This is a genomic window from Undibacterium sp. KW1 (assembly GCF_009937955.1).
Classification (GTDB): domain Bacteria; phylum Pseudomonadota; class Gammaproteobacteria; order Burkholderiales; family Burkholderiaceae_D; genus Undibacterium.
Genome location: NZ_AP018439.1, coordinates 1210426 through 1237072, shown reverse-complemented (window position 1 = coordinate 1237072; position 26647 = coordinate 1210426). Strand labels below are relative to the sequence as shown.

The 26647-nt window shown below is 49.6% G+C and carries 29 protein-coding genes, 1 tRNA gene and 1 pseudogene; 14 read left to right on the top strand and 17 right to left on the bottom strand.

Annotated features, from left to right (window positions below; all coding sequences use genetic code 11):
* Positions 1 to 14: 14 nt before the first annotated feature.
* From mutL to UNDKW_RS05530, 7 genes and pseudogenes are all read left to right on the top strand, one after another.
* Positions 15 to 1934, top strand: a complete 1920-nt coding sequence (gene mutL, locus UNDKW_RS05560; RefSeq protein ID WP_162057906.1) for a DNA mismatch repair endonuclease MutL — start codon at positions 15 to 17, stop codon at positions 1932 to 1934.
* 13 nt (positions 1935 to 1947) lie between these two features.
* On the top strand, positions 1948 to 3189 hold the full coding sequence (locus tag UNDKW_RS05555; RefSeq protein ID WP_162057905.1) for a multidrug effflux MFS transporter: 1242 nt from the start codon (positions 1948 to 1950) through the stop codon (positions 3187 to 3189).
* Positions 3186 to 4132, top strand: a pseudogene (miaA, locus tag UNDKW_RS05550) (tRNA (adenosine(37)-N6)-dimethylallyltransferase MiaA). The gene UNDKW_RS05555 and the pseudogene miaA overlap by 4 nt, the downstream one beginning before the upstream one ends.
* 191 nt (positions 4133 to 4323) lie before the next feature.
* A tRNA-Met gene (locus UNDKW_RS05545) sits at positions 4324 to 4400 on the top strand.
* Positions 4401 to 4766: 366 nt separating this feature from the next.
* On the top strand, positions 4767 to 5105 hold the full coding sequence (locus tag UNDKW_RS05540; protein WP_162057904.1) for a hypothetical protein: 339 nt from the start codon (positions 4767 to 4769) through the stop codon (positions 5103 to 5105).
* A gap of 9 nt (positions 5106 to 5114) precedes the next feature.
* Positions 5115 to 7553, top strand: coding sequence for an Hsp70 family protein (locus tag UNDKW_RS05535; protein WP_162057903.1), 2439 nt, complete (start codon positions 5115 to 5117; stop codon positions 7551 to 7553).
* 32 nt (positions 7554 to 7585) lie between these two features.
* The gene (locus tag UNDKW_RS05530) at positions 7586 to 8572 is read left to right on the top strand and encodes a hypothetical protein (RefSeq protein WP_162057902.1); all 987 of its coding nucleotides are present in this window, start codon (positions 7586 to 7588) and stop codon (positions 8570 to 8572) included.
* A gap of 69 nt (positions 8573 to 8641) precedes the next feature.
* Here the strand turns inward: UNDKW_RS05530 and UNDKW_RS05525 are convergent, their stop codons facing one another.
* Positions 8642 to 9382, bottom strand: a complete 741-nt coding sequence (locus UNDKW_RS05525; protein WP_162057901.1) for an ABC transporter substrate-binding protein — start codon at positions 9380 to 9382, stop codon at positions 8642 to 8644.
* Positions 9383 to 9432: 50 nt separating this feature from the next.
* The gene (locus UNDKW_RS05520) at positions 9433 to 10050 is read right to left on the bottom strand and encodes an ATP-dependent Clp protease proteolytic subunit (RefSeq protein ID WP_162057900.1); all 618 of its coding nucleotides are present in this window, start codon (positions 10048 to 10050) and stop codon (positions 9433 to 9435) included.
* Positions 10051 to 10336: 286 nt separating this feature from the next.
* Here UNDKW_RS05520 and UNDKW_RS05515 point away from each other — a divergent pair, with 286 nt between their 5' ends.
* On the top strand, positions 10337 to 10765 hold the full coding sequence (locus UNDKW_RS05515) for a DUF2177 family protein (RefSeq protein ID WP_162057899.1): 429 nt from the start codon (positions 10337 to 10339) through the stop codon (positions 10763 to 10765).
* A gap of 83 nt (positions 10766 to 10848) precedes the next feature.
* A complete protein-coding gene (locus UNDKW_RS05510; protein WP_162057898.1) occupies positions 10849 to 11502 on the top strand; it encodes an HAD family phosphatase in 654 nt (217 codons plus the stop codon).
* A gap of 19 nt (positions 11503 to 11521) precedes the next feature.
* Here UNDKW_RS05510 and UNDKW_RS05505 read toward each other — a convergent pair whose 3' ends face one another.
* From UNDKW_RS05505 to UNDKW_RS05470, 8 genes are all read right to left on the bottom strand, one after another.
* Positions 11522 to 12028, bottom strand: a complete 507-nt coding sequence (locus UNDKW_RS05505; RefSeq protein ID WP_162057897.1) for a TPM domain-containing protein — start codon at positions 12026 to 12028, stop codon at positions 11522 to 11524.
* A gap of 2 nt (positions 12029 to 12030) precedes the next feature.
* Positions 12031 to 12852 (bottom strand): YgcG family protein, encoded by an 822-nt coding sequence (locus tag UNDKW_RS05500; protein ID WP_197893099.1) that lies wholly within the window; start codon positions 12850 to 12852, stop codon positions 12031 to 12033.
* 34 nt (positions 12853 to 12886) lie between these two features.
* Positions 12887 to 13507 carry a LemA family protein gene (locus UNDKW_RS05495; protein WP_162057896.1) on the bottom strand — a complete coding sequence of 207 codons (621 nt, stop codon included), beginning with the start codon at positions 13505 to 13507 and terminating at the stop codon, positions 12887 to 12889.
* 212 nt (positions 13508 to 13719) lie between these two features.
* Positions 13720 to 14148 (bottom strand): DUF4440 domain-containing protein, encoded by a 429-nt coding sequence (locus UNDKW_RS05490; protein ID WP_162057895.1) that lies wholly within the window; start codon positions 14146 to 14148, stop codon positions 13720 to 13722.
* A 119-nt stretch (positions 14149 to 14267) separates the two neighbouring features.
* Positions 14268 to 14609: a copper-binding protein gene (locus UNDKW_RS05485; RefSeq protein ID WP_162057894.1), complete on the bottom strand. Its 342-nt coding sequence runs from the start codon at positions 14607 to 14609 to the stop codon at positions 14268 to 14270.
* Positions 14610 to 14626: 17 nt separating this feature from the next.
* Positions 14627 to 15151, bottom strand: coding sequence for a plastocyanin/azurin family copper-binding protein (locus UNDKW_RS05480; RefSeq protein WP_162061776.1), 525 nt, complete (start codon positions 15149 to 15151; stop codon positions 14627 to 14629).
* Between the two features lie 179 nt (positions 15152 to 15330).
* Positions 15331 to 15678, bottom strand: a complete 348-nt coding sequence (locus UNDKW_RS05475; protein ID WP_162057893.1) for a hypothetical protein — start codon at positions 15676 to 15678, stop codon at positions 15331 to 15333.
* A gap of 182 nt (positions 15679 to 15860) precedes the next feature.
* Positions 15861 to 16319, bottom strand: coding sequence for a PA2169 family four-helix-bundle protein (locus tag UNDKW_RS05470; protein WP_162057892.1), 459 nt, complete (start codon positions 16317 to 16319; stop codon positions 15861 to 15863).
* A gap of 812 nt (positions 16320 to 17131) precedes the next feature.
* Here UNDKW_RS05470 and UNDKW_RS05465 point away from each other — a divergent pair.
* The 3 genes from UNDKW_RS05465 (at position 17132) to UNDKW_RS05455 (ending at position 18856) form a co-directional block, all read left to right on the top strand.
* Positions 17132 to 17335 carry a hypothetical protein gene (locus UNDKW_RS05465; protein ID WP_162057891.1) on the top strand — a complete coding sequence of 68 codons (204 nt, stop codon included), beginning with the start codon at positions 17132 to 17134 and terminating at the stop codon, positions 17333 to 17335.
* A 69-nt stretch (positions 17336 to 17404) separates the two neighbouring features.
* Positions 17405 to 17794 (top strand): hypothetical protein, encoded by a 390-nt coding sequence (locus UNDKW_RS05460; protein ID WP_162057890.1) that lies wholly within the window; start codon positions 17405 to 17407, stop codon positions 17792 to 17794.
* Between the two features lie 429 nt (positions 17795 to 18223).
* Entirely contained in the window at positions 18224 to 18856 is a 633-nt protein-coding gene (locus UNDKW_RS05455) for a response regulator transcription factor (RefSeq protein WP_162040136.1), read from the top strand.
* A gap of 63 nt (positions 18857 to 18919) precedes the next feature.
* On the opposite strand, the gene UNDKW_RS05450 is transcribed toward UNDKW_RS05455, so the two are convergent.
* Entirely contained in the window at positions 18920 to 19300 is a 381-nt protein-coding gene (locus tag UNDKW_RS05450; RefSeq protein WP_162057889.1) for a response regulator, read from the bottom strand.
* Positions 19301 to 19712: 412 nt separating this feature from the next.
* Between UNDKW_RS05450 and UNDKW_RS05445 the strand changes: the two genes are divergently transcribed.
* Positions 19713 to 21077 (top strand): CHASE3 domain-containing protein, encoded by a 1365-nt coding sequence (locus UNDKW_RS05445; RefSeq protein WP_162057888.1) that lies wholly within the window; start codon positions 19713 to 19715, stop codon positions 21075 to 21077.
* A 91-nt stretch (positions 21078 to 21168) separates the two neighbouring features.
* Here UNDKW_RS05445 and UNDKW_RS05440 read toward each other — a convergent pair whose 3' ends face one another.
* Positions 21169 to 21864, bottom strand: coding sequence for a Crp/Fnr family transcriptional regulator (locus UNDKW_RS05440; RefSeq protein ID WP_232063400.1), 696 nt, complete (start codon positions 21862 to 21864; stop codon positions 21169 to 21171).
* Between the two features lie 464 nt (positions 21865 to 22328).
* Here UNDKW_RS05440 and UNDKW_RS05435 point away from each other — a divergent pair, with 464 nt between their 5' ends.
* Positions 22329 to 22766: a glycine zipper 2TM domain-containing protein gene (locus UNDKW_RS05435; protein ID WP_232063253.1), complete on the top strand. Its 438-nt coding sequence runs from the start codon at positions 22329 to 22331 to the stop codon at positions 22764 to 22766.
* Between the two features lie 141 nt (positions 22767 to 22907).
* On the opposite strand, the gene UNDKW_RS05430 is transcribed toward UNDKW_RS05435, so the two are convergent.
* From UNDKW_RS05430 to UNDKW_RS05410, 5 genes are all read right to left on the bottom strand, one after another.
* A complete protein-coding gene (locus UNDKW_RS05430) occupies positions 22908 to 24149 on the bottom strand; it encodes an AI-2E family transporter (protein ID WP_162057886.1) in 1242 nt (413 codons plus the stop codon).
* A gap of 125 nt (positions 24150 to 24274) precedes the next feature.
* Complete coding sequence (locus UNDKW_RS05425) at positions 24275 to 24457, bottom strand: CsbD family protein (RefSeq protein WP_162040131.1); 183 nt, start codon at positions 24455 to 24457, stop codon at positions 24275 to 24277.
* A 363-nt stretch (positions 24458 to 24820) separates the two neighbouring features.
* A complete protein-coding gene (locus UNDKW_RS05420) occupies positions 24821 to 25135 on the bottom strand; it encodes a BON domain-containing protein (protein ID WP_162040130.1) in 315 nt (104 codons plus the stop codon).
* Positions 25136 to 25420: 285 nt separating this feature from the next.
* The gene (locus UNDKW_RS05415) at positions 25421 to 26086 is read right to left on the bottom strand and encodes a hypothetical protein (RefSeq protein WP_162057885.1); all 666 of its coding nucleotides are present in this window, start codon (positions 26084 to 26086) and stop codon (positions 25421 to 25423) included.
* Positions 26053 to 26643 (bottom strand): hypothetical protein, encoded by a 591-nt coding sequence (locus UNDKW_RS05410; protein ID WP_162057884.1) that lies wholly within the window; start codon positions 26641 to 26643, stop codon positions 26053 to 26055. Before UNDKW_RS05410 ends, UNDKW_RS05415 begins: the two co-directional genes overlap by 34 nt.
* Positions 26644 to 26647: the final 4 nt, after the last annotated feature.

Genomic DNA, 26647 nt, shown 5'->3' with positions numbered 1-26647 from the left:
GGTATAATCATGGCATGAATTCGAACCCTGCTACCCATCGCCCCATACAAGCACTGCCCGACAACCTGATCTCACAGATCGCCGCTGGCGAAGTCGTGGAACGGCCTTCTGCCGTCGTCAAGGAAGTGCTGGAAAACGCCCTCGATGCCGGTGCCAGCAATGTTGTCATCCGCCTGGAAGAAGGCGGCGTCAAGCGCATTGCCATCACCGACAATGGCCGCGGCATACCGCCAGACCAGTTGACACTGGCCGTAGCCCGCCATGCCACCTCCAAGATCGCCAGCCTTGACGAGCTTGAAAATGTCGCCACCCTGGGTTTTCGCGGTGAGGCTTTAGCCTCCATCGCCTCGGTATCGCTGCTGACGCTGACCACCCGCACCGCAGATGCCCCCCATGCCTGGCAGATAGAAAACGGCAAGGTCTCACCCGCATCCGGCGCACAAGGCACGACGGTAGATGTGCAAGACCTGTATTACAACACTCCGGCCAGGCGCAAGTTTTTAAAGTCTGAGCAGACAGAATTTGGCCACTGCGCCGAGATCGTGCGCCGTATTGCCCTGGCCAGACCCGATGTCTCGTTTTCACTGAGCCACAATGGCAAGGCCGTCGATCACTGGAACGTCAGCGCCATCGACAAACGCAGCGCGCAGATACTGGGCGAAGCATTCTCGAACGCCCGCCTGTCACTCGATGAAAGCGCAGGCCCCTTGCGCATACACGGCTTTGTCGGCCTGCCCACCGCATCCAAGGCCCGCGCCGATGCGCAGTTCTTTTACGTCAATGGTCGCTTCGTACGCGACAAATTGCTGACGCATGCCGTGCGCGCTGCCTATCAGGATGTATTGCATGGTGACCGTTATCCATCCTATGTACTGGGGTTGGATCTGGACCCCGCGCTGGTCGATGTGAACGTGCACCCATCGAAGATAGAAGTACGCTTCCGCGATAGCCGCTCTGTGCATCAGTTTGTCTTCCATGCAGTCAGCCGCGCCTTGGCGCAAACATCGGCGACGGCATTTGGGACTGTACCCGGCCCCATGTCTGCTGGCTCTGGCATAGCTACACCTGCAAATGGAGGTACGCCTTGGATAGCCGGCGAGCAAACCACCTTTGCATCGCAGTTTGCCAACCCATCCCCCTATGCTGGTGGTGGAGGTGGCGCAAGTAGCGGCAGCGGCTACGGCAATGCCTACCAAAACCCCTACCGCCCACAGCCTAATGGCGGCGTCACCCAACGCATGGAAAGCTATGGCGCCTTCTTCCGCCCCAGTGCTAACGGTGCTGGCATCAACGAGGCCGGTGCCAGCTATGCCCCCGCCAACCAGGTTGCCAACAGCCTGCCAGATGACGACTACCCATTAGGCTTCGCCCTCGCCCAGTTACATGGCGTGTATGTGCTGGCACAAAACAGCAAGGGCCTGGTATTGGTCGATATGCATGCCGCCCATGAACGCATACTCTACGAACAATTAAAAAACGCCCTGGATGAAAACAGCATGCCGGTGCAACCCATGCTGATCCCCATCACCTTCTTTGCCGATGCAGTTGAAGTTGGCACGGTAGAAGAACACCAGGACACACTCAAAGCGCTGGGCTTTGACATGGCCGCCATCTCGCCGACCACGCTGGCTGTGCGCGCAGTGCCAGCGCTTTTGAAGAATGCCGATGCCCAGTCACTGGCACGCGATGTCTTGCGTGAAGTGCGTGAATTTGGTGGCTCCCGCGTGTTGATAGACAGGCGTAATGAATTGCTCGGCACCCTGGCCTGCCACACCGCCGTGCGTGCCAACCGCAGCCTGACTGTACCAGAAATGAATGCCCTGCTGCGCCAGATGGAACATACAGAACGCTCAGATCAGTGTAACCATGGCCGCCCGACCTGGGTGCAACTGGGTTTGAATGATCTCGACAAGATGTTCTTGCGTGGTCAGTGAGGTGGCAAATACCGTGCAGACATCCAAAGCAACCGGGAACCAGCCAGCCCAGGCCATCACCCAGTTCTCGACAGCGCCCCTGTTCTTTTTGATTGCCGCATTTTTGATGCTGCAACCCTTAAGCACTGACCTGTACCTGGCATCGCTGCCCAGCCTGGCGGCAGTGTTTGATGTGCCTGCCTCAACAGTACAACTGACGCTGTCCATCTTTGTCGCTGGCTTTGGTGGCGCACAGTTAATCATAGGCCCTTTGTCTGACCGCTTTGGCCGTCGCCCTGTGGTAATAACGGGGCTGAGTCTCTACCTGCTCGCCAGCCTCTTGTGTGGCGCATCGCAAAGCATGGGCATGCTCATCATTGCGCGCTTTTTGCAGGCGCTGGGCTGCTGCTCTGCCGTCATCATTGCGCGTGCCATCGTGCGCGATGCTTATGATCCGCAAGACAGCATCAAGGTCATTTCCAAGGCCAGCAGTTGGGTATCTGCCGCGCCTTTGCTGGGGCCTATCCTGGGTTCATTTTTGCAAGTCAATCTGGGCTGGCGCGCAGCGTTTTTTGTGCATGCCCTGCTGGCAGCAGCCTTGCTCATCATGGTCATCTTGCGCCTGCCAGAAACCAATCTGTATAAAGATGCCAAGGCCACCAATGTCAGCGGCTTGCTGCGCAATTACCGCATCGTGCTGGGTGCGCCTGTGTTCTGGGTATATGCCTTACCGGGTGCGCTGTCTTATGGTTCCATCTTTGTATTCATCTCTGGCGCATCCTTTGTACTGATCAAGGTGCTGCTTTTGCCAACCGCCTGGTTTGGATATTGTTTTGCCTTTGGTGTATCCGGCTACCTCAGTGGCACCGTAGTCTGCCGCCACCTGCATGCACGCTTTGGCACCAAAATCACCATGCGCATGGGCAGCAGCCTGTCTCTCGCTGCTGGTGCGACCTTTCTGGCAATGACACTGGCAGGTGTGCAGCACTGGACCATGATACCGCCCATCATGTTCATGACCATGGGTGCGCATGGCATCAACTTTCCTATTTCGCAATCCAATTCTGTATCGCCCTTCCCGCAACAAGCGGGCACTGCCGCTGGCCTCATGGGTGCGCTGTATATGCTGGTCGCCTTTATCGTCGGCAGCATCGTTGGTGCCACGCATAATGGCACGGTGTATCCGCTCGCCATCATCGCCTGCAGCATGGGCAGCCTCATTTTTATCGCCGCCCGCGTCTTACCAGCACTGATCCCGGCAGAACAACCTGTATGAATATGTCAGTACAAAAAATCATCGCCATCATGGGGCCTACCGCCTCAGGCAAAACCGCCGCTGCGCTGGAAATTGCGCGCCACTACCCGGCAGAAATCATTTCCGTCGATTCTGCCCTGGTCTATCGCGACATGAACATAGGCACGGCCAAACCCAATGCAGCAGAACTGGCCGCCGTACCCCACCACCTCATCGACATCATCGACCCGGCAGAATCCTACTCGGTAGCGCAGTTTCGCAAGGACACGCAAAGACTGGTCAGCGAGATACAAGCCAGGGGCAAGCTGCCCCTGCTGGTAGGCGGCACCATGATGTATTTCAAAGCCCTGATGGATGGCCTGGACGACCTGCCCGGCGCAGACCCCGCCATACGCGCAGAACTCGATGCAGAGGCCGCCCGCATAGGCGTACCCGGCCTGCACGCCAGACTGGCAACGCTCGACCCCGAAACCGCAGCAAGGCTCAAACCACAAGACAGCCAACGCATACAACGCGCCCTCGAAATCATCGCCATCACCGGCCAGCCCATGTCCGCCCTGCTGGCCAAACAGGAACGCGCCGCCCCCCCTTTGACATGCACGCAATCTCGCTGGAACCGTCAGACCGCAGCGTACTCCACGAGCGCATCGCCCTGCGCTTTGACACCATGCTACAGCAAGGCTTTATCGATGAAGTCAAAGCCCTAAAACAAAGACCAGACCTGCACGCCAACCTGCCATCCATACGCTGCGTAGGCTACCGCCAGGCCTGGGATTATCTCGATGGTATAACCACCCTGCCAGAAATGCGCGAACTAGGCATCATCGCCACCCGCCAGCTCGCCAAACGCCAGGTCACCTGGCTAAGATCCATGCCAAACCGCATCATTATTGACTGCCTGGCAGCCGATGCACAGGCACAAATCATGGACAGCGTCAGGCAGGCACTAGCAATCCCAGAGTGAACCCCACCAAGCTCACTACGAGCTTTGCTGGGAACCTCAGTACGAACCTCATTTTTAACAATACGCAGCGTAATTCAGACACAAAACCAGAAATGCTTTGCTTTTTAAGCAAAAATAGCCGCCATTTTCATCAAAATCTGGTTTTGCATATTGACAGCCAAAAGCCAAACTGACATAATCGCAGGCTTCTTGGTGATATAGCTCAGCTGGTTAGAGCACAGCACTCATAATGCTGGGGTCGGTGGTTCAAGTCCACCTATCACCACCAGAATTTTCTTGCAGAGCGATCTGCCAGATGCAAAGAACCCGCTTTTAGCCTTGTGCTTGAGCGGTTTTTTTTGTTTCTCTTATTAAAATCTATTTAAATCATTTTGATATCAATTTACGCGGCTACCACGAGCATCCGCACAGTCAAGCACTTTAATTGTGTAACGCAAAATAAAATCCTCTAACAAATATTGATATAGCAACTTTTCTATGGCAGGATGCCTCAATGAAAAGTAATATTTGAAAAAAGTACCGCAAATGCGGTATTAATATTGATTTCAATATTTTTACTGGTGCTGCAAAAAATTCCATTGCGAACACCGCCCCCCCACTTCGCAAATTACTTAGATATTTAAGGAGTCATATAATGACTAAACCCGACAATCACGCAGTTTTCGATGGTATCCCTATCATTTATGAAGAGCAGAGCAATTATGAGGGTGCAAAAGGATTGCATGATTCGCTTGATCAAATAGCCAGAAAAGTAGACATTTTGGATATCTCCCACCTTAAGACCAGACTAACTACTGTTTGTTCGCAACTGGGTGATGTGCTCCAATCTATAGAAATGCCATCCTCGAGCTACCGCTTAGACAGCTTCGAAGTAACTGTAGACGTGACTGCAAAGGGTGAAGTACGTTTGGTGGGCAGTGTCGGTGCAGAAGTTAAAGGTGGCATAAAATTAGTGTTTAAGAAGAATTCTTAATATCTCAATATGCGCCACGCACTACTGATAGGTTGTTCTCAATATGATGATCCAGAGATTGGCAGTCTAAATTTTGCTAGTGAAGATGCCGAAATTTTCTCAAACCTATTGAAAACATATTGCGGTTTTGAAAATGAAGATATTGAAATTTTATCGAGCCCATCAGAAAAGAGTCCGAGCGCAACACGAAGCAATATCATTAAAAAACTGTCTATTCCTCCAAATCAGAAAAACCTCGATTTATTGATCATTTATTTCAGCGGCCATGGAATCCATTCGGCTACAGATGGTAAAGATTATCTTTTGCCACAAGACGCTGTTTATCGATCCGTCGAATACACCGCGATAAGCTTCGATTATCTATTACATGAGGTAAAAAAATGGTCTGCGCGATGCACGATACTGGTGATAGATGCATGTAGAAATGTTTTTCGAAATGGCAAAGCCATAGATACTTACCAAAGTTCGTTCAATCCTTCTGAAATAAAACTTCCAGGGGTTGCAGCATTCTTTTCATGTGCGCCCTCAGAGCGATCTTACGAATTACCCAACCTTAAAAGTGGTGTGTTTACTCATGCGTTCAGCGAAGCTCTAGGCGACACCGGTAAGTGTAAAACCATTAGGGAACTTGATCAATACTTGTTGCATCGCGTCCCATCAATTGGAAATGAGTATGGCCACCCAAAACAAACACCATATACACGCGTCGATCCGTTATCAATAGCAGACACTGTAATTGTGTCAGATCAACGCAAACTGTCCATAGCGGCATCTATGAAGATAGGGAAGGAAATTCGAATTTCCGGAAAACGATCTGAATCGTATGATGAAATCCTATCAGATAGCGTCCTAGCAATTGATTTTGGCACAAGTAATTCCCTCGCTATATATTGGAACAAAAGTGGTGAACTCAAATATGTTATTGGTTCAGAAGGACGAAAAAACCATCCGTCTATTATTTCGTTCTACCCGAATTTAGATTACGTAGTAGGACAAGACCTTACAAACGAACCCGGTAACAATGGTAAGTGCATTGCAGTTAAAAATTTTAAACGCCTTCTTACGTCAAACGATACAGTAAATGTTCATGGTTACGAAATATCACCAACAGTACTTGCAAGCCTTCTTATAGCTTCGATTCACAAGAATTTTGAAGAAGCGACAGGTCAAACAGGAGGCACTGTTATTGCATCGGTTCCAGCGAATTTCGGAATTGCAGCTACTAATAAACTTGCGAATGCATTTCATATGGCTGGCGTACCATTAACAAGAATGATAGGAGAACCATGCGTTGCGGCACTAAATATCGTTCAACTCAAAGATTTCTTCCCATCTATTAAAAAAAATGATGGCTATTACGCCAAAAACATCCTAATAATTGATGTTGGAGGAGGAACCACAGACGTTTCTTTGGTAGAAGTTTCCTACTTATATCCAGAGGGTGACTACCATTTCGAAGTACAAGCAGCCTACGGTGATAACTATCTAGGTGGAATGGATTACGACGAAGCTATACTCAGCCTAATAGAAAGAATTGGAAGAGCTGAATTGGCAAATGCTGGAGCGTCTCAAGTTCAACTCAAAAGAAATGCGTTAATGCTAGAGGCTGAACGAGCAAAAATTGCTTTAGGTCGTAGGAGTGTTGCTCATGTATTACTAGCAAATATTGAGACAACGTCCGGGATTGACAATATTGAATTGGAAATCAGTCAGGCTCAGTTCCTTGAAATATCTGAGGATTTAAATCAACGCTTAAAAAATTGTGTCAATAAAGCTTTTAGTCATTTCCCAAATAGCCCTCCTGATTTCATATTACTTGCAGGCCAAGGTTGTAAGATTTTACCTATCATAAAAACGATTGAAAAATTAGCTGGTAATATTCCGTTAATAAAGGATTACCAAGAAAACGCCGTTATCACCGGTCTTGCGATTCAAGCAAAGATACTAAGTGGGATAGGGACCAATGTGTTGCTACTTGATGCGATTTATAGTGGATTATGTGTCGCATGTGCAAGTACGCAATCGATACCATCTGAATCAAAATCTTCGCAAGATCTGGAAGCTACTATTTCAACAGATGTCAATGAGAACACCGAGACAATCACTCTAATTAATACCTTTGCGTTCATTCCCATCTATGCGAGTATACGAGTACGCATAACTGGTCCACTTGATACACCAATTCCCTTAGACATATACGAAATGTCAGGAAATAATTCACAACAAAAAATCGGCCACTTTCTAATTCCGCCTAGAGTAGTATCAAATCTCCTTGAGATTCGTTGCGATATTGATGCTAATGGAGTTACCTTACTTAAGGTAGAAGAGATTCCAGATAGCTCAAACTATACCGAAGTTCGGTTATTAGCGAAGTATATTGTTAATCGATATTGGACTCAAGCGAGTCAATCGGCTTTGAATGCAGGTTACAAGTATCTATCAATATAACCTAAATCTATATTGTATCCGTGTCGTAAAGTATGACCGCCAACCGCATTAACAACATCAACACCGCCCTGATTATCCTGTCGTGCGCTGTTGCGTTCGTCATCCCTTTCGAACTATTTTTGTTCTCTTACGCTGTGCTTGGCCCATTGCATTACCTGACTGAAATAGGCTGGTTGCACAAGAAAAATTATTTCACCAAGGGTAAATACGATTTTACTTTTTTGATTGGCCTGTGCTTTGCCCTGTTTTTCTTCCCTGGCCTTGCACATCTGGCTAAGGACAGCACTTTTGTTGCAGACGTATTGGCGTTTGCGGTTTTGCTGGCGCTTATTTTTGCGCTTGTCAAAGACAGGCTGTATAGGATTGCGCTTGTGGCTCTGGCTTTTCTGGCTGTGGCTGTCGTTAATAAGTCCACGGCTTATTTACTCTTGATGGGCATTTTTCTTCCTACTGTCATTCACGTCTTTATTTTCACCCTGGCGTTCATGCTGTTTGGTGCATTGAAAGAAAAATCGTTTTCAGGATTTTTGTCCATCGCAGTTTTGATCGTTTGTGCGGCAAGTTTTTTTATTGTCAAACCAGAGAGTTTGCATTACACGGTGAGTGCTTATGTTCAACAATCTTACTTTCAGTTTGAGCTATTGAACTTCAGCCTGATCAATGTTTTTCATCTTGATGCGCTGTCAAAAACCAGCGAGATTTTTAGCAGCAATGCAGGCTTTGTGGTCATGCGCTTTATTGCTTTTGCGTATACCTATCATTACCTGAACTGGTTTTCAAAAACATCCGTCATACAATGGCATAAGGTGCCTAAGAAAACCTTGTTTTTAACGCTGCTGATCTGGTTGTTGTCGATGGCACTGTACGCTTATGATTACAATCTTGGCATGCAGGCCCTGCTTTTCCTGAGCCTGTTGCATGTGTTTTTGGAGTTCCCGCTTAACGTCGTATCGTTTACCGGGATAGGAAAGGCGCTGACTGGCAGCAATCTGCCTACAGCAAGAGTGGTCAACAATTAAGAGTGCTGCTGACCATGCTGCGGCTGATGCGGCATGCATCAGGGCAGCTTGTTTGAACAGCCCTTTGAATTATTCCTGCGCTACAGGTACGTAACTGCCCTTGTTCTGTTTGATGAAGAGATTCAATTGCTCCAGCAAGCCAGTACTGGAATTGCGGGTGATGAAATTGAAGGTTTCGGCTGTCGCCCCATCGATATGGTGAATGTCTGCCAGCGCGAGGCCGCCTGCCACATCGCGGCCAAACTGGCTGCGCAAGTATTGGTTGCTGACATCGCCTTCGGCAAAGGCGTCGGCGCGGTGGTCTGCGATCAAGGTTCTGACGATATAGGCCTGGGCATCTGGCTGATCTTCGGCAACATCATCGACATACAGGATGCTGCAATGGGGGTAACGGGTTTTGGCATCGATGTCGGCGGTGGAGCCGCGGGTGACGACGATGGATTTGCCTGAGAGCTTGAGGTAGTCGTCAAATGCAGCCTGGTCGGCGCTGCGCACCAGCAGCGATCTTTGTACCTGGAAGTAAGCATCACTCCAGGCGCCACCCGGCCCCGCATCCCGCTTGTCGCGCTTTTGGACGCCAGCGGCGGCGACATCACATTTATTCTCGTCAGGCATGGTCCAGATGCCATCAAAGTCATGTTCTATGAGCGCTATTTCCAGCCCTTGGGAAATCGCAAATTTTTCCAGGAAGATGACGTCAAGACCAGTGAGATTGCCTTGTTCATCTTTGTAGCAGACTGGTGCAAAGCCACCATAAGTGCAGACAGTTAATTTACCTGATACCAGGGTAGTAATCGCTTCGTTCGTCATCTCATTTCCTTTTGACTGGTGGATGGAAAAACTGTTTTACTATGGTTTTACTATGGTTTGGCTGCGGCCTGGTCGGTGTCATCCAGGCTTTCTAACTTCAGTAGCTCTGCTGTCGTCAGGATGCCTATCTTGACGATGTTGTAGCCTTTTAAGGCTTCGCAGCGCAAAGCGCCTTCAGTACAGAAACGGATATCTCCGAGGAAATTTTCATCGGGGTAATAGAAGTACAGCATATCGCCGGCGCGCTCAATATTGAGGGCACGATCCAGCACTTCTTCAGGGAATTTTCCTTGTGTGACCTTCAGCAGCCATTTGCGGAAATGAGGGATGGCTGCAGTAGAAATTTCCTTGGTCACTTTATTATGTGGCGCATGGAAGCCCAGGCGTGTTTTTTCCAGATGCTTGCTGGCGACCATTTGTCTTTCTGTGCCTGCCATGAAAATCAGGGCACAGGCTGACTTGCAGTTGCCATTGACTGCCGTGTTGATCTTGCCTTCTGTAATTAGTTCTGCAATGTCATAAGCTGCGCGCAAATTGCCGCCGGGGCTTTCTGTCATTACTACTGTTTTGACTGGTCCTTCTTCCAGTTTTTTGCGGAACTGCTGGCTGTCTTCAGGCACGACTTTGCCAAACAGGATCAGCGTCTGTTTGGATCTGAGCATGGTCATGGCTGATGCATTGCCAGCTAAAATCAGGGTACATGTAATAAGGAAAGTAAAAAGCTGTTTTAAATTCTGGGGCATGACGATAAGCTGTAATATGGCAGGAACAATGCTGAATCGCGGCGGGAACAATCCAGGCAAGAAATACTTGCCATCATGCATGGATTTTGGCTGTCGCCAGCAAGCCATTAGACACCAGATATTCAATATTTGACAATGTTTTTATTGCATCACGCATTACGCGATGGGTATTCGACTCTTATTGAAACCCTTACCTGACAAACGAGCCGTCATGCCTCTCACAATCAATACTCTGTCGCTAAAGCAAATAGCCATTGCCTATGGCTTCGCACTGCTGGCAACCCTGGCGCTGGATGCAATATGGCTGGGCTTGTTGATGGGCTCCACTTACCGCTCTTACCTCGGTGATTTGATGCTGGCAGAACCAGGCCTGGTACCAGCGGCATTGTTTTATTTACTGTATGCCCTGGGATTGACTGTATTTGGCATTTTGCCCGCCCTGCGTGTGCGTAAATGGCAGCAGGCCAGTTGCCTGTGCGCCTTGCTGGGCCTGGTGGCTTACGGGACTTACGACCTGAGTAACCTGGCAACGCTGAAGTCATGGTCACCCGTATTGACGGTAATTGATATCTGCTGGGGTACGGCACTGTCATGTATTTCTGGCACGCTGGCCTACTTCGGTGCCAACCGCACGGCATAAAGGATAAACTTGCGCCAGGAACTTCTACTATAGCTATACAGTCGAAGCGGCGCTGTTTTTTACCTGATCACCTGACAAAATAAATGAATTCTCCCTATCAACTCGTGATTTTCGACTGTGATGGCGTACTGGTCGATAGTGAACGCATTACCAATGAAGTTTTTGTAAAAATGCTCAATGAGCTGGGCTTGCCCTTGCAACTGGAAGACATGTTCGAGCAATTTGTCGGACACTCCATGGAACAGTGTATGGCAAAGATCACGTCCATGCTGGGCAGGCAGCCGCCAGAAGGTTTTCTGGCAGATTACCGCGTACGCACCAGGGCTGTGCTGGAGAGCAAGCTGGAGGCCGTACCCGGCATACCCGAAGTATTGGCGCAACTGAGCTTGCCGTATTGTGTGGCGTCCAGCGGTGACCATGAGAAGATGCGCACGACCCTGGGTGTAACCGGCTTGTGGTCAAAATTTGAGGGCCGCATTTTTAGCGTGACGGATGTAGGGGCACCCAAACCCGCGCCCGACGTGTTTTTGCATGCGGCAGCAACGCTGGGCTTTGCACCTGTTGATTGCATAGTGGTAGAAGATACGCCGACCGGCGTGCGTGCGGCAGTGGCCGCAGGCATGACCGTGCTGGGCTACGCCGCCCTGACACCTGCACAGCGCTTGCGTGATGCGGGTGCGCATGTGGTTTTTGATGACATGCGGCATTTGCCTGGCTTGCTCACGAATAGGCATTGACATGGCACCTGCAAGCCCTTTATAACAAGACCGGTTTGTCGGGCAATTCGTTTATCTTTTGGCCGCTTGCGGGATAATGCGTGCTCAGGTGCTGGCCTACAGCACGTATGCCCTGGATGACGCCGTCTTCAAAAAGGCCTTGCTTAAAGGCTGCCTCTATCTGCTGACAAATCTGGCTCCAGGCATCGATACCCGTTTTGCGGTAAATGCCACGGTCAGCAATGATTTCTACCTCGCGGTCAGCCAGCAGTACATAGATCAACACGCCGTTATTATGCTCGGTGTCCCATACACCCACTTTGGAAAAGACCTCGATGGCACGCTCACGCGTAGTCTGCTCTGCAAACAAGGCTGCGCAATCAAGCGCGGTTTCTATGACAAAGCGAATTTCGCCCGTATGGTTTGCTTCACACTGTTTGATGACGCGCTCTATGGCGTCCAGGCTATTGGATGGGAAAACGCGTTTTAGTTGAGAATGGGTACTCAGCATATGTCTTGCAATGCGCGGGAAGTTAAATTTTTTCATGCTCACCACCGTCCCGATGCGCCGCCACCGCCAAAGCCGCCACCACCGCCGCTAAAGCCCCCACCGCTGCCACCACCAAAGCCACCACGTCCTGATCCCCCGTAATAGGCACCAATGCCGCGCGCTCCCAGTACACCGCTGAACAGACTGAATACCATGGCAACGATACCAGCGAATATGGCCATGGACATAGCGCCGATCACAAACCAGGCGATTACGCCGACGACACCGCCGGTGATGATGGCACCAGGCAAACGGCCAAAGATGGCACGCAAGACGCCGCCGACAACCAGGGCCAGTACGAATAAGATGGGGGCATATTGCTGAAAATCACCACGCTCTGTGGCACCACCCCGCGTTCTTACAGGCAAAGGCTCACCATCGATGACGCGCATGATCTGGTCTGTGCCTGCTTTGATACCTGCGTAATAATCAGCCTGCTTGAAATAAGGCGTCATGGTCTCGGCAATGATGCGTTTGGCAGTTGCGTCATTGAGCGCACCTTCAAGGCCATAGCCGACTTCTATACGCATTGCACGGTCATTTTTTGCCACCAGCAGGATGACGCCATCATCCACCTTTTTGCGTCCCAGCTTCCATTGCTCTGCTACGCGCAGGGCATACTGCTCTATGCTTTCTGGTGCAGTGCTTGGCACAATCAATACGGCAACCTGGCTGCCTTTCCTGTTTTCAAAGGCTTGCAGACTTTGTTCGAGTGCGTTTTTTTGCTCTGCGCTGAGTGTTGCAGTCAGATCCGTAACGCGGCTTTGTATGGGCGGACAGCAATTTGCGCAAAGGCACTGAATACAAACAGCAGCAGACATGCAAAGATGGCTGCTGCTGTCTTGTGCATGATACTCATTTTGCGCTGCCAGCACTGGCCGGTGCAGGCGAAGTGAAATCTACTTTAGGCGGCCTGGCGATTTCCTTTTCATTCTCTACCGCGAAATTGGGTTTGACCTGGTAACCAAACATCATGGCGGTGAGATTGCTTGGGAAGGAGCGCACCAGCACATTGTATTCTTGCACAGCCTTGATATAGCGGTTACGCGCCACGGTAATGCGGTTTTCTGTACCTTCAAGCTGGGCCTGTAAGTCGCGGAAGTTGGCGTCAGATTTGAGTTGGGGGTAATTTTCAGTGACAACCAGTAATCTGGACAGGGCCCCGGACAATTCCCCCTGCGCCGCCTGGAACTTGGCAAAAGCCTCTGGATTGGCCAGCAGTTCTGGCGTGGCCTGTATGCTACCGACCTTGGCGCGGGCGTTGGTAACACCAAGCAACACATCCTTCTCTTGTGCAGCAAAGCCTTTAACGGTGTTCACCAGATTAGGCACAAGATCAGCACGGCGCTGGTATTGATTCAAGACTTCAGACCAGCTGGACTTGATCTGTTCGTCACCATTCTGAAAGCTGTTATAGCCACAGCCCGACAAGACCAGCATCACCATCATTGACAATAACAGCCCTAATTTTCGCATTTGAGTTCTCCACGATCACATCTGCGCATTCAAGCGCATGAGATTATTGTTCTGCCTGTTGATGGTCATAGTGACATGTAGTACTGGCGACTTCGGTGCGCTGGCGCACAATTCGTCAATTGACACTGATAGCAGACTAGGACAATTCGGGAATCAAGCTTTGATACTTGTCAAAGTTTGATGATGCAAAAATCCAGGCTTTCATCAAGACCTTATTTAGATTTGCGTGAAGACCAGTGCACATGGACTATGCGCCATTGCCCATCCTGTTTTTCGAGCAAACTGGTTTCAGTACCGAAGATGTGGATATTCTTACCCTTGTGTTTTGCGGTGGTCTCGGTTTCTTGCCAGATCATGGCAAGCTTACCTTCCATGCGTTCACTGGTTTGCAAGACTTTGCGACTGGCGGTCTTGGCAAACGCGATGTCTTCAGGCAAGTGATGGTCCGCGTACTCTGCCCTTGAGCGTTCTACATAACCAGATTCATAGATGGTGACATCCGCCGCCAGTAGTTCTGCCGCCCTGGCTTTGTCACCACTGGTAAGGGCTGCGTGGAATGCGGCTAGCGCATCTGTTGCTTCGTTGGCGCAGGCGACTGAGCTAAAAAGGCTCATCGATAATAGAAATGCGATTTTTTTCATTGGTACGTCTCCGGCTTGCTTGGTGTTTGTCAGGCTGATCAGGCAAGGTTTTCCTTACCTGATCAGCCCGGGTTTGGCCATTATTTCTGGCTACTATTGTTGACTACTATTGATGTTTACTACTGCAGGGTTTGAATCTCCGTCACATAGATTGCCCCATTGATTTTCTCCGCCCTGAACCTGACTTTATCACCAGTGGCCAGTTTGTCGAGCAGGGCAACATCCCTGATTTTGAAGACTATGCTCATGCCAGGCATATCAAGATTCTTGATGGGCCCATGCCTGAGGGTGATCTTGGCTGCGCTTTTGTCGATCTTGATGACCTCGCCCTCGGATGCCTCGCTGATGCTGCTTGCAAGTGCACTACTCTCTGCCCTACCGGCCTTGATTTCTTGCGCATACGCGGCTTGCAGATGCATGCCCAGCAGCATGGCTGCTGCGAATGTGTTGATCAATTTCATATACAGTCTCATTACCGTCATTGGTGTTGATGTGAAGGGGCAGTGCTTGCAGCGGCTGTTCCTGACTTATTGACCTGCACTTTGCCTTTCATGCCCGCATCGTAGTGGCCGGGCTGCAGGCAGGCGAAATCTATCTTTCCAGCTTTGCTGAATTGCCACAGCACTTCGCCGCTCTGCCCGGCTGCCAGGGTGATCATATTAGGGTCACTGTGTTCCATTTCCGGATTTTTGTTCATCAGCGCATAGTGTTGCCTGAGCTCTTTTTCCGTGCCAAGCACGAACTCATGTTTGAGCTTGCCAGAATTGCTGATGACGAAGCGTATGGTTTCACCTTGCCTGGCTTGCAGGCTGGCCGGGCTAAAACGCATATCATCGTTCATGTCTATGGTGATGGTACGATTGACTTCAGCAGCATTACCAGGCTTGCCTATGGTGGCCTCTTCGTGCTCGTGGCCACCAGCGTGTGTGCCAGATGCGATGGCGATGGATGCACCTGATACCAGCAGCATGCTGGCAAATACAGTGCGGTTTATTAGTTGCATTGTGTTCATGAATCTTGTCCTTGTCCAATGATGGATACGTCACGCTACTGCAGATGATGGCGGATGATGGCGCATGGCATGCGCGTGCATGACCAGCCGCAGCAAGCAGGCAGCGATGACGAATAATCTCTGAATAATTAAGCCCTGAATATTTCAGGGGGAAATACTGTCACAGGGATTCAGAACCTTGGAGGCTTGTCGGGACAATCGCCGATATGGCCAGCGTAGGATGAAAAAATCAGATCGATCTTTTCTGAGGTAGGACGCAGCGATGCCGTGGGCAGCAGTGCATTCAGGATGGCAGCAGCGATACAGCACTCTTCGCCAGAGGCATCATGATCAATGGTGGCTTGGTGGGTTTGGTGGGCTTGTTGGGCTGATTCGTCTGCATGATGTGCATGCAGATGCTCACCAGAAGTTTGCTGGTGCTGAGTAACACAACATATTCTGGACGCGGCCAAGGCTGCCTGCATAGGGACGGCCAGCATCAGCACACATAACAAAAATAGTCGGAACAGCTTTTTCATGTCGTGAATTATAACTGTTTTACAGCTCGCGTGAACCAGGTACCGGCTACTTGAGCGCATGCACACGCATAAGGAAAAACCGCCAGACTTGCGCCACAGCGGTTTTATCTGAACATGCCAGGCTTGCCTGGCATACTGGGGAAGCTACTGGCCCTTTATTGACTCATGAGTTCAATATCATTTCAGGCATGAGTCCTGACCAGATTGCGCAGGGCTTTGATCAGGTCATGATTGCGCAGCACGCCCTGATACTGGCGCTCTACCACCAGGCGTACGTGAGCAGGCAAGTCTTTTTCCAGGGCTTTGCGATAGCCTTTCACGGCGACATCTTCACCGCGTTCGCATTCGTCGAGCACTGTTTCATCATCCTTGCCGGTGATGGCGGTACGGATATTGGTCCAGGCACGGTGCAAGGCACCGGATACGCTGCTGCCGGTTTCCGGGTCACCACCCTGATTGCGTACCAGTTCCTGCAGTTCAGATGCTGCCAGGGCGCATTCACGCCCACGTTCGGCCAGCATGGCTTTAAGTTGCGGATGGCGGCCACTCGCATCTTCAGCACAGACTTTAAATCCTTTTTCGCCGTCCTTGCTGGTTTCTATCAGGTCGTTCAGGGTAGAAATGATGTCGTCGTTGTCCATGATGTTTCCTTTATTGGTAGTGAATTAGCCAGCCTTAGTGCTGAACACGATTGCCTGCCAGGTATGCAAAATATGCGGAGAACGCAGGCAGACAGAACAGCTTGCCGACAACTTGCCTGTCATCATAAATACTGACATGACAGGAATTTCGCCAGGGAAAATATCTCCCGCTGACATAAGCACATACTAAAACCCGGGGACAATTAGCAGTATCGGACATGGGCTTGCAGGCATGTAGGAGCACAAGAACCTGGGGCTTTTTGGTTCAGTAAGACTGGTATTTCGTCCACCATGTCACTCCTGTCCTGGACCGGCATTTTCTGCGGCGCATGCATGGTTACTTCATCTATTCCTACAAAGCCTGGCGTCCGCGTCCTATATGGGTGCAGCTGTGCCGATGCTAGTATGCATTGCAAGTCGATAACACTTACAGCCAGATGTTGGCAAGGGCTGGCCGGGGTAAGAACTACCACTGTTACAGTCCACTAACTTAACGCATGGATCAGGGTTCACCAATTTTCCGGAGAAATCGCAATGAACATATGTCTATTTAAATGTGGAATATTTTTCTTGCAGGGTGCAATAGGCGTGGGTGTCGGGCGCTTGCTTGGCAGGCAGCAAATGCTTGCCAGCGGCTATCAGAAGATGACCAATGCCAGATGCCAGATCGCGATCAGCGATGCACAAAAGGTGATCAGACAATGCGTCAAGCGTGAGCAGAACAGCCTTACTTCGATTTCGCGGTCCTGAACCCGGATTATGGTAAACAAAACGAAGCAGATTAAACAAATGAGCATAACCAGGAGAAATATATGATAGCCACAAAACACATCTTTATCGTTGCCGGTCTTGCCAGTTGGGCGTTGATGACCGCCTTCGGTAAAAAGAGATACCACGAAAAACACGCTGCCAAGAAGCTGCACAAAACCGAAATCAGCACCTGGGAAGGTGAAGGTGGCAACTTGCCCCCAAAAGTCAGCCGCCCGGCAACGGACAATGGCAATGGTGCTCAATAATTACGAGGGAACGCTTCCCTGTTCCCTCTCATGATGTGAATTGGATCTGATCCAGAAAAAGGAGTAATCATGCCTAGCAATCCCAGCACGACGAATAATACTGTTACCCCGGCTAATGATGCCGTGGCAGACAACATCAACCACCCTGCTATTCCTTTCCCTACCAGCGACAATCCACCCAAGCAGACAGAACAGGTGCAGGAGAAAACTGCCGAAGCAGTCAAACCGGTCGCTGAAAAACTGAACGTCATCAAAGAACAGGCAGCCAGCAAGCTGGCTTCGGGTGCCAGCCAGGCAGTGACAAAACTCGGCGAGCATAGCGAAAAACTGTACACGAGCCAGGTAAAATTGCTGGACACTTGCCGCGTCCAGGTCAGGAAACAACCGATGACGATGCTGGGTGTTGCAGTGGCAACGGTGGTGGCGCTCGGTGTCTTGTTCCGTCGCCAGACACGCTGAAAAGCCTGGGGCCATCAAGCCAGCAATACTTGCCAGCGCCCCCAGCTACTGCCCAGGCAGTAGCTGAATACAAACAGGCCTTATCCCCCTTTCAGAAGCAGCAAGACCAGTCTTGCTGCTTTATTGCAGACGGGACATAAATTCCTTGACGGGCATTCATCCAGTTGCGGGCACTGGCCTGCATGGCCTATACCCTTACCACCGCAAGCAAGACGGCACCCTGCAATGAACTTTGACGATGATTTACCAATATTCTGTCGAAGTGCTATGCTATACGCAGAGGCAAGAGACACAAGGCGGACATGCCCTGGCAAAACGACATGCGGTGAGCATTAAAATCTGACTCGCTGTTTTATTTTGATCGTGGTTTTGATGCCTGATTGAAACTAATGGGCTACATTCCCGCACTCCCAAATTTGAAGGAAGAAAATGATACGTATTGCAGTCTGTGACGACCATCAAATTGTACGGGCCGGTTTCAAGCAGATCTTTTCTGAGGTCAGCGACTTTGAAGTCGTGGCCGAGGCAACGACGGGCCGTGAAGCGCTGGAAATCGCCAGAAAAGAAGCTTGCGATGTCATGCTGCTCGATATCAGCATGCCAGACCAGAGTGGCATCGATACCTTGCGTACCATCAAGCAAGGGCAGCCAGACTTGCCTATCCTGATTTTAAGTGGTTACCCGGCACAGCAATATGCGGTGAATCTCCTGAAAATGGGAGCCAACGGTTATCTGAACAAGGAATGTGATGCCGACGAGCTCATCAAGGCTGTCAGGACGGTTTCTACCGGGCGCCGTTATGTCAGCGCAGATGTGGGTGAAATTCTGGCCCAGGGTTTTGACCATGATGCAGAAACTGCCTTGCACACCGATTTGTCAGACCGTGAGTTCCAGGTATTCTTAAGGTTGGCCAAGGGTGAATCTGTGTCTGACATTGCACTGACATTGTCGCTCAGTGTAAAAACCATCAGCACTTATCGCACGCGCGTCATGGAAAAAATGAATCTGCAGTCAAATTGTGACCTGACATATTACGCAATGAAGAATAACTTGCTGGAATAAGCGAACAGAACAGCGGGAACAACGGGGAAGAAGGGGAAACTGCCAGGGTGCAGCAAACACAACTTAATGAGCCAGGGCCTGGATGTGACCGACCAGGTTATCCATTTCACGAGACTTGTCAAAAAAGGCCTCGGCACCCAGCGACATGGTGCGGGTTTTCAAAGCATTGCTGGGATTACTGGTAAATACCAGCCTTGATCCATACTGACGCCCATCACTTTTCAAGCCAGACAGTACAGCCAGACCACTACCTTCACGCAAGCCTATATCGACGATGGCGACATCCCACTCGATAGAGCGCAATTGATACAAAGCCTCTTGTTCACTTTCTGCGAAACCGATGACTTCTATATTTTCTGCCTGCTGCAATACTTCAATCAGCACTGAGCGAATTCTTTGCGCGTCTTCGATTAAAAACACTTTTAATTTTTTTTTGTCGTCCATTTTGTTCCAAACTCTTACGAACTGAAACTCGTCTTGTTTACCCGCAAACCCACATTGACAACCTGCATTAATAACCCGCATCAATAAACCGTAATAGAAATTCGCATCGATAAGACCACTGCATATCAAGAGGCCCAATGGAATTCATTTTAAGGAGACTAAGCTTGATTAGCAATAAGCTTTAGCGGAATTGCTTGTAGGAATAAACCTACCTTGTCAAATTTCTGGGGCTAACGAGATTTCCTTAAAATTTGTGACACATAATTTATCAATTCAGGTATTGTTTTTCATGGACCGCAAGTGATGAAAAACCAGGGCTCACAATACTGCCTGCAATGAGAGTCTGTATGACAGATTCTGATTTTCTTCCACAATCACGTGACACTTGCAGGTGCTATTTGAGGGAATCTTCATGAAAAAAAACGCATCGACTTCGATACCGCTGTACATCACTTTCCTGTTCGTGACCTGTCTCTTCGTCCTGATCGGCAATGCCTATTCAGCTTACCAGAACATGGAAAAACTCAAGTTCAATAATGACTGGGTAGAACATAACTGGAGTGTCAAAGACAAGCTCAAGAATATCAATTTACTCATCATGGATTCTGAAAGCAGTTTGCGTGGTTATTTCATGTCTGGCAACGAGGTTTATTTGCGCCCATGGGAAATAGCAAGAACCAAACTGGAAAGTGATTTCAAGGAACTCGAAAGACTGTTGCAAGATAATCCGGCACAGATCAAGAACCTGGCAGAACTGCGCAGGCTGTATAACAGCAAAACCAAGATCTTTGAATCTGCCATGTCCACCTATAGAGAATTTGGCCTGACGGGCATCGTCGAGATTTCCAAGGTAGGTGATGGCAGGGATGTCATGGATGAAATCCGCCTGCTCGATATCATCATGGAAAAAGAAGAAAACGAGGTGCTGGCAAGCAGGCGACAGAAGTTTTACAAGGACTACAAGGATGCCCTGTTTTTTGGTACGGCGACCAATAGCATAGCCCTGCTGGTGCTGATCCTGTTTTACCGTCTGATCTACCGCAGTTTTTACAAGCAACGCGGCATAGAAAATGCCTTGAAGATAGCCAACGACAATCTCGAGAGCACAGTATTAAAACGCACAGAACAATTATCTGTATTGTCACATCATTTGCTGAACGTATCGGAAAAAGAAAAAGCCAAACTCGCCAGGGAATTGCATGATGAGATGGGGTCAAACCTGACGGCGATCAGCATGGATATCTCGGTCGTTACAGAAAAACTCAAGGACAAGGAACCAGAACTGGCCAAGCAATTGCAAAGAACCAAGCGCGCCCTGCTCGACACGGTGGATTTGAAGCGACGCATCGTAGAAGATTTGCGCCCCAGCATGCTCGACAACCTTGGCCTGTCTGCATCCATACAGCACTATTGCGAAGAAGCGACGGCAATGGCCGGTTTGTCTTACGTAACCGATATTACAGAAGACTTCGACACCATAGACCCTGCCTGGTCTATAGCCTTGTTCCGCATTACCCAGGAATCGCTGAACAACGTCATCAAGTATGCGCAGGCTACCGAGGTCAAGATCAGCCTGAAACGTACCGACAAGGGTTTGTGGCTGCAGGTTCTGGACAATGGCATAGGCATACAGAAAGAAGCCTTCACCAAACCAAAATCGCATGGCATCCTGGGCATGCGTGAACGTGCCCTGCTGTTGGGCGGCAGTTTCTCTGTCAAACCTGGTGAGAAAAATATTGGCACCGTGGTCGAGGCATTTATTCCATTCAAGGCATGAAAAAATCCCGTTGCCTGCGCAACGGGATGTCGATTTTTCTTGAACAGCCTGGCCAGATCAATCAGGCTGATAAGCCTGTGCATCCATTACATTAGCGTGCCATGGCAGTGGAGAGTATCTGGTCAAACTCTTGTTTGGAGACGCGATAACATTCACCGGCATGCATTTCCAGGCCTTCACGGTCGAGCATGGTGATATTGCCTCGCTTGTACTGGATCAGGCCTTCGTGCTGCAATTTACCGGCGGCCTCTGTCACGCTTTCGCGACGTACACCGAGCATATTGGCGATCATCTCCTGGGTGACTTTGATTTCATTGCAATGCAGGCGGTCCAACCTGTCGAGCAACCAGCGTGATAATTGCTGGTCTATCGAATAATGGCGGCCACAGACAGAATTTTGCGCCATCTGGGCAAACAGGGCCTGGGTATAACGCATCAGTATCTGCTGCAGCTTTCCGCCCCTTGCATAAGCCTCTTTCAATACTGAGGCTTTAAGTTTATAGGCGTCACCAGCACATTGCACCATGGCCGTACCCAGGGCACGTTCACCCATGACGGCAGAAATGCCCAGCAAGCCTTCGTGACCAGTCACGCCGATTTCTGTAACATCACCATCAGCCAGTACGTACAGCAAGGCCACGACGGCAGTAGTAGGAAAATACACGTGGGACAGCTTGGCCCCATACTCATACAGTTCTTTATCAAATGGCAGATGCACCAGTTCCAGGTGCGGCAGGAGGAACGCCAGTTCATCTTCAGGCAAAGCAGCGAGGATGTCGTTCTGCATGGTTTCATCGAGCAGGCCGACATCAGTTGCGGCTGCCGGTGCATAATCAACTGAATACCTGCGATGCAAAGTACCACCGGAAATCAGCGATGGATGTGCGGTCATAGAAACTTGTGTTTGCGTGATATTCATTTTTGTTCCTCTTTTCAAAGACATCCAATTTCGTCCTGCACCTGAGATAGCTTTGGTACAAAATTCATTTTCATGACATTGACACCGGTTTTTTTTCAAGATTTTCCCGATGACTTTCAAGCTGATTACACTTTAGTTTGTTATCCGCAAAACTGGCATCAGAGAGTCTGGCAGTCGTTTGTACGCTGAACACGCTGCACTGTGTCGGACTTGTCCTACAAGGGAGTTGCCATGCCGCATGGTTTCAGCATGCAAGTGAAGGTGCGCTAACGCACTGACAAGTAGAGATGTGAAATTTAAGATGATCTGCATCACAACAGTGGAGAATGATCATGAACATCTGCAAGCAAACTGCCATCGCCGCAACACTTGTTGCTTCGGCCATGCTCACAGGCTGCGGCAGCAGCCCGCCATCTGCAATGACCGGGGTGCCAGCCTCTCAGGCAACTTATGGCCGCTATGGCGTGATTGAATCAATTCAGGTAGTACAGGTCAGCAACGAGAAAAAAGGGCCTGGTGCTGGTGCTGTAGTCGGCGGTATCGTTGGTGGTATCCTGGGTAATCAGGTGGGTGGCGGGCTGGGTAATGCTGCGGCCACGGCTGCCGGGGTAGTCGGTGGTGCCATCGTCGGTAACAATATAGAAAAAATAATCGCAACCAGCAGTTACGCGAGGCATACCAGATCAGTGTGCGACTGGATAATGGCGTCTATCAAAGCATTATCCAGGATAATATTGCCGATCTGCGCGTCGGTGCCCAGGTATACGTAAAAGACAATCACGTCTATCGCAACTAAGTTTACACAATCGGTTGCAATGACTGGTTTGATAATGCAAAAGCCATTCCAGCGAGGAATGGCTTTTTTATGTCTGAAAGACTGATGCAAACTGCAGATCCCGAAAACGAACATCTCATTCATTCAATAACTCTGCGACGGCTTGCATGCCATCTATATGCTCGGCAACGACTTTCACAACCACAATAATAGGCACGCCCAGCAGCAAACCCCAGGCACCCCATAACCAACCCCAGAATAGCAATGAGATAAAGACTGCGGCTGTATTCATTTGGGTGATGCGACCTGTCATCCAGGTGGTGACCACTGTGCCTACCAGTGCCGCAATCGCTATGGAAACACCAGCCACCAGCAGTGCCATGGAAATAGTACCAAACTGCACATAGGCGACCAGGCAGACTGCCAGCGCCATTAACATCGACCCGAAATAAGGAATAACATGCAGCAGGCCGCCCGTGACCGCCCATGCACCGGCATTGTCCAGGCCCATGAGGTGAAATGCTATCCAGGTCAACAAGGCCAGCAAGCCATTGGTAATCAGCAGCATGAACATGTATTGCTGTACCGAAGTATTGATCTTGCTGAGTATCTGTACGGTGATACGTTTGTGTGTCAGTGACGGACCGGTAATCTTGACCAGTTTTCTTTTGAATTTATCGCCTGACAGCAAGAGGAAGAAAACAAGAAACAACATCATGACCGTCTGCCCCAGCAAGTCCATGACGCCTAAGGACCCAGCCAACAAGAGCTCACGCAACTTCAGTACCGGAGTTTCACTGGCAACTGCCTTCTTCACATTGGGCTGGTTGCCTGTAGTTGCCTGGCTGGTTGCCTTTTCTATTTCTGTCGCAGCTGTCTGCATCTTTTGCATGAAGCCAGCCTGACCCAGCTTCAGCTTGCTCATTTCATTGGAAAACTGGCGGGTTGCTACCGGCAACTGGTCAAGTATGGCGTCAAATTCTGTATGCAGTGAATTGACCTGTGTAGCGATGATAGTAAGCAAGCTGACCATGACCAGAGTCGTAGAAATCGCGCGCGGTAAACGCAGGCGTTGTAATGCATCGACCAACGGAGACAAGGTATAGGCAATCAGTATCCCGAATGTCAATGGAATGAAAAAGCGTTGCGCGACACGCAGGGCGAAGACGAAAGCGACCGTTGCCAGTATGGTCAGGGCAAGGCCACGGGCGTTAACATGAATGCCGGGGATCAGTTGCGATGAGGTGTCAGTGGCGGCAGATGCTCTGATTTCAGGCGCAGCAATCTCAGCAGCCAGACTGACGTCATTGCTGCCAGTGTTGCCCGTGCTGCCAGTGCCTCCACTATCAGCGGGTAAATTGGGTAAAGGTACATCCATCGCTTTTGTCCATTCATTTGAATTATTCTGCTTATTGAATTAGCGATTTGCGTGGTGCTCGCAGTGAGTTTTCCGGGCCTGAGCACCATACAGCCTGGTGCTCAAACCTTGGTAGCGTCAGGCGCTTAATGCTTGTGATTTTCTTTCAATGATTCCTTGATATTACCAATCGCTTTTTGCATGCTGCCTTCTACCTGCTTGGCGGCTCCTTTGACTTGCTGCTCCTTGCTACCGACCAGCTTGCCTGCCTCTTGTTGGACTTTACCTGCTACTTTTTTTGCTGCGCCTTTGACTTGATCTGAATTCATCATGAAGCTCCTGTATAAAAAGGGGACTACAAAAATTACTTGTATCCGGCTTTGCATCATCACCAATAAGTAACATTGCCTTGTTGCTGCCGGATCAAAGTAAATTCAGTTTATGCGGAGAGAATAAACACTTCAGTGTGTTAGCGAACACAAATAAAAAAACTCCACAATCAGTTAAACAATTAAGCTAGCTGTTTGTGGAGCAGATGACAATCACGTCTGGCTTTCACGTAATTGCCGGCAAGCGCAGAACCGCAAGGTGCAGGCTTATTTGAATCACCTGTGATTTACCGGCTCTTGTACTCTTACAGAATGGCGCGGGCTCTGTGCTGGTCTGCACAGAGCCCGCGGGCCATCAACTGATTATTTAATGCGTATGTCGTTTTTGACCGACTTAACGCCTTTGACTTCGCTCGTCACGCTGACGGCCTTGCTGGATGAAGCCGGGTCGGCAACAAAACCGCTTAACTGGACTATGCCTTTATAAGTTTCAACATTGATTTCACTTGCTTTCAATGTTGGCTCATTGACGATGGCAGCCTTGACTTTAGTAGTGATGACAGTGTCATCAATATACTCGCCTGCGCTTTCCTGTTTGGCAGTTGAAGCACAACCAACCATCAGTACCATCATGCTTGCCAGAAAAATACCCGTGATTTTTTTAACTAAGCTATTCATTTTTATACTCCTTGTTGAGGATTTCACCTGTTTTTATATGCCAGATGGGAAGACTTGCTTTAGATGCCTGCATTTACTACATCAATTGTCTGTGACTGACAGTGTTGCCTCGTCAGTCTTTGACACACTGATTTTGTATCATTCAGGCATGGGATGCATCGTAACAGCGGCGGTGGTCCTCAGATATAGGACAGTGGACCGCAAGCTTGTAGGACTCGCGGAAATGCAGGTGCACAAAAGCTTCTGCCGCACCTGGCAATGAAGGCTATCAGGAGGCAAGGGGTTTTATTTTTTTGCGTTCAAAAGCTGAGCTGGTGCTCTTTCAAAATAAGAGATGGCTGCATCATGAAATACATAGAGTACCTGGTCAGGCGCATAATCCTCAAAAACAATTTTTTTCAAACTGGCCCGCTCAGCCTCTGTCAGCAGATTGATATTATTCATGGACAGATGCCAGACCTCGCCATAGTATTCGGCAAAAAAACCGGCGATGCCATGACCAAAGGAATCCGAGATCAATAACAGTCTTGGTCCCTGTTTTTTATCATGCCGGTATCGGCTGACATCCCCCAGCGAGGCAGCCACACCCTTCCACTCAGGGAAGCAGGGAACTCCTGCGCAAGCAGTAATACCTGCCTGGGCATAGTCGGGTTCCCTGGTTGGCACGTTCAGTGTGACACCTGGCAGGAACTGCTGGATGTCTGAGGGCCGGGCATGCAACTGCGCAGATAGCGTGCTCAATCTCGGATGTTTAAAATATTTTTCAGACAGCCATTGCGCCAGCGCTTGCGGGCCCATGCCTGTCCAGTGAAAAGTATTTTTTGGATACACTTCGGTTTTGGCCTTGAGCGCCAGCATCTCGGGCAAGGGATAGATCACTCTGCCTGCCAGGCCTGGTTTTTGATCAAGGCTGGCAATCACGCCTGGCAAGGTGGGGTATATAGCTTGCACTGGCTTTGCAACCAGTCTGGCATTTTTTCTGCATAGACGATGGGTTTGGTAGGCACCATGAGCAGGTAACTATCGGCCTTGGTCTGTAAAGCTGCCTGCATGAAGCCGGATGCAGTTTCTACCATGCCGACACGGTCTTGCGCAGTCACATTTTTACCGCACAGAAAATGTACCATGCCCAAAGGGGTATTGGCAGCATGGGAGTTAAAGAAGATATAGCCATCTTTGCCTGCAGTCAGTTGCACGGCATTGATATCGCCGAGCAGGTGATAACGCAGGCTGTTATTCCATGCCACCAGTTGACTCCTGAGACCAAAGTGATCATTCAGATAGGCATCGACTGCGACTGGAAATTTCAACATATCTGCCATGTTCGCCGGTAATACCGGTGCGCTTGCCAGGACGCGATTTTCCGTGTTACTACCCTGCCATTTGCCACTCAGGTGAATGAGGGCTGGCAGTATCAACAAACCAAAGAAAGCAAAAATAAAGATTACCCTGCTATAAAGACGTTTTTTATAGGCATTGGATGATGTGGCTGGACTGGATGATTTCATCTTT

What these genes read in the sequence shown, in the direction of transcription:
- mutL (WP_162057906.1), top strand. Translation starts at nt 15, where the DNA reads ATGAATTCGAACCCTGCTACCCATCGCCCCATACAAGCACTGCCCGAC.
- UNDKW_RS05540 (WP_162057904.1), top strand. Translation starts at nt 4,767, where the DNA reads ATGACTAAACCCGACAATCACGCAGTTTTCGATGGTATCCCTATCATT.
- UNDKW_RS05535 (WP_162057903.1), top strand. Translation starts at nt 5,115, where the DNA reads ATGCGCCACGCACTACTGATAGGTTGTTCTCAATATGATGATCCAGAG.
- UNDKW_RS05530 (WP_162057902.1), top strand. Translation starts at nt 7,586, where the DNA reads ATGACCGCCAACCGCATTAACAACATCAACACCGCCCTGATTATCCTG.
- UNDKW_RS05525 (WP_162057901.1), bottom strand. Translation starts at nt 9,382, where the DNA reads ATGACGAACGAAGCGATTACTACCCTGGTATCAGGTAAATTAACTGTC.
- UNDKW_RS05520 (WP_162057900.1), bottom strand. Translation starts at nt 10,050, where the DNA reads ATGACCATGCTCAGATCCAAACAGACGCTGATCCTGTTTGGCAAAGTC.
- UNDKW_RS05515 (WP_162057899.1), top strand. Translation starts at nt 10,337, where the DNA reads ATGCCTCTCACAATCAATACTCTGTCGCTAAAGCAAATAGCCATTGCC.
- UNDKW_RS05510 (WP_162057898.1), top strand. Translation starts at nt 10,849, where the DNA reads ATGAATTCTCCCTATCAACTCGTGATTTTCGACTGTGATGGCGTACTG.
- UNDKW_RS05505 (WP_162057897.1), bottom strand. Translation starts at nt 12,028, where the DNA reads ATGAAAAAATTTAACTTCCCGCGCATTGCAAGACATATGCTGAGTACC.
- UNDKW_RS05500 (WP_197893099.1), bottom strand. Translation starts at nt 12,852, where the DNA reads ATGTCTGCTGCTGTTTGTATTCAGTGCCTTTGCGCAAATTGCTGTCCG.
- UNDKW_RS05495 (WP_162057896.1), bottom strand. Translation starts at nt 13,507, where the DNA reads ATGCGAAAATTAGGGCTGTTATTGTCAATGATGGTGATGCTGGTCTTG.
- UNDKW_RS05490 (WP_162057895.1), bottom strand. Translation starts at nt 14,148, where the DNA reads ATGAAAAAAATCGCATTTCTATTATCGATGAGCCTTTTTAGCTCAGTC.
- UNDKW_RS05485 (WP_162057894.1), bottom strand. Translation starts at nt 14,609, where the DNA reads ATGAAATTGATCAACACATTCGCAGCAGCCATGCTGCTGGGCATGCAT.
- UNDKW_RS05480 (WP_162061776.1), bottom strand. Translation starts at nt 15,151, where the DNA reads ATGCAACTAATAAACCGCACTGTATTTGCCAGCATGCTGCTGGTATCA.
- UNDKW_RS05475 (WP_162057893.1), bottom strand. Translation starts at nt 15,678, where the DNA reads ATGAAAAAGCTGTTCCGACTATTTTTGTTATGTGTGCTGATGCTGGCC.
- UNDKW_RS05470 (WP_162057892.1), bottom strand. Translation starts at nt 16,319, where the DNA reads ATGGACAACGACGACATCATTTCTACCCTGAACGACCTGATAGAAACC.
- UNDKW_RS05465 (WP_162057891.1), top strand. Translation starts at nt 17,132, where the DNA reads ATGATAGCCACAAAACACATCTTTATCGTTGCCGGTCTTGCCAGTTGG.
- UNDKW_RS05460 (WP_162057890.1), top strand. Translation starts at nt 17,405, where the DNA reads ATGCCTAGCAATCCCAGCACGACGAATAATACTGTTACCCCGGCTAAT.
- UNDKW_RS05455 (WP_162040136.1), top strand. Translation starts at nt 18,224, where the DNA reads ATGATACGTATTGCAGTCTGTGACGACCATCAAATTGTACGGGCCGGT.
- UNDKW_RS05450 (WP_162057889.1), bottom strand. Translation starts at nt 19,300, where the DNA reads ATGGACGACAAAAAAAAATTAAAAGTGTTTTTAATCGAAGACGCGCAA.
- UNDKW_RS05445 (WP_162057888.1), top strand. Translation starts at nt 19,713, where the DNA reads ATGAAAAAAAACGCATCGACTTCGATACCGCTGTACATCACTTTCCTG.
- UNDKW_RS05440 (WP_232063400.1), bottom strand. Translation starts at nt 21,864, where the DNA reads ATGCAGAACGACATCCTCGCTGCTTTGCCTGAAGATGAACTGGCGTTC.
- UNDKW_RS05435 (WP_232063253.1), top strand. Translation starts at nt 22,329, where the DNA reads ATGAACATCTGCAAGCAAACTGCCATCGCCGCAACACTTGTTGCTTCG.
- UNDKW_RS05430 (WP_162057886.1), bottom strand. Translation starts at nt 24,149, where the DNA reads ATGGATGTACCTTTACCCAATTTACCCGCTGATAGTGGAGGCACTGGC.
- UNDKW_RS05425 (WP_162040131.1), bottom strand. Translation starts at nt 24,457, where the DNA reads ATGAATTCAGATCAAGTCAAAGGCGCAGCAAAAAAAGTAGCAGGTAAA.
- UNDKW_RS05420 (WP_162040130.1), bottom strand. Translation starts at nt 25,135, where the DNA reads ATGAATAGCTTAGTTAAAAAAATCACGGGTATTTTTCTGGCAAGCATG.
- UNDKW_RS05410 (WP_162057884.1), bottom strand. Translation starts at nt 26,643, where the DNA reads ATGAAATCATCCAGTCCAGCCACATCATCCAATGCCTATAAAAAACGT.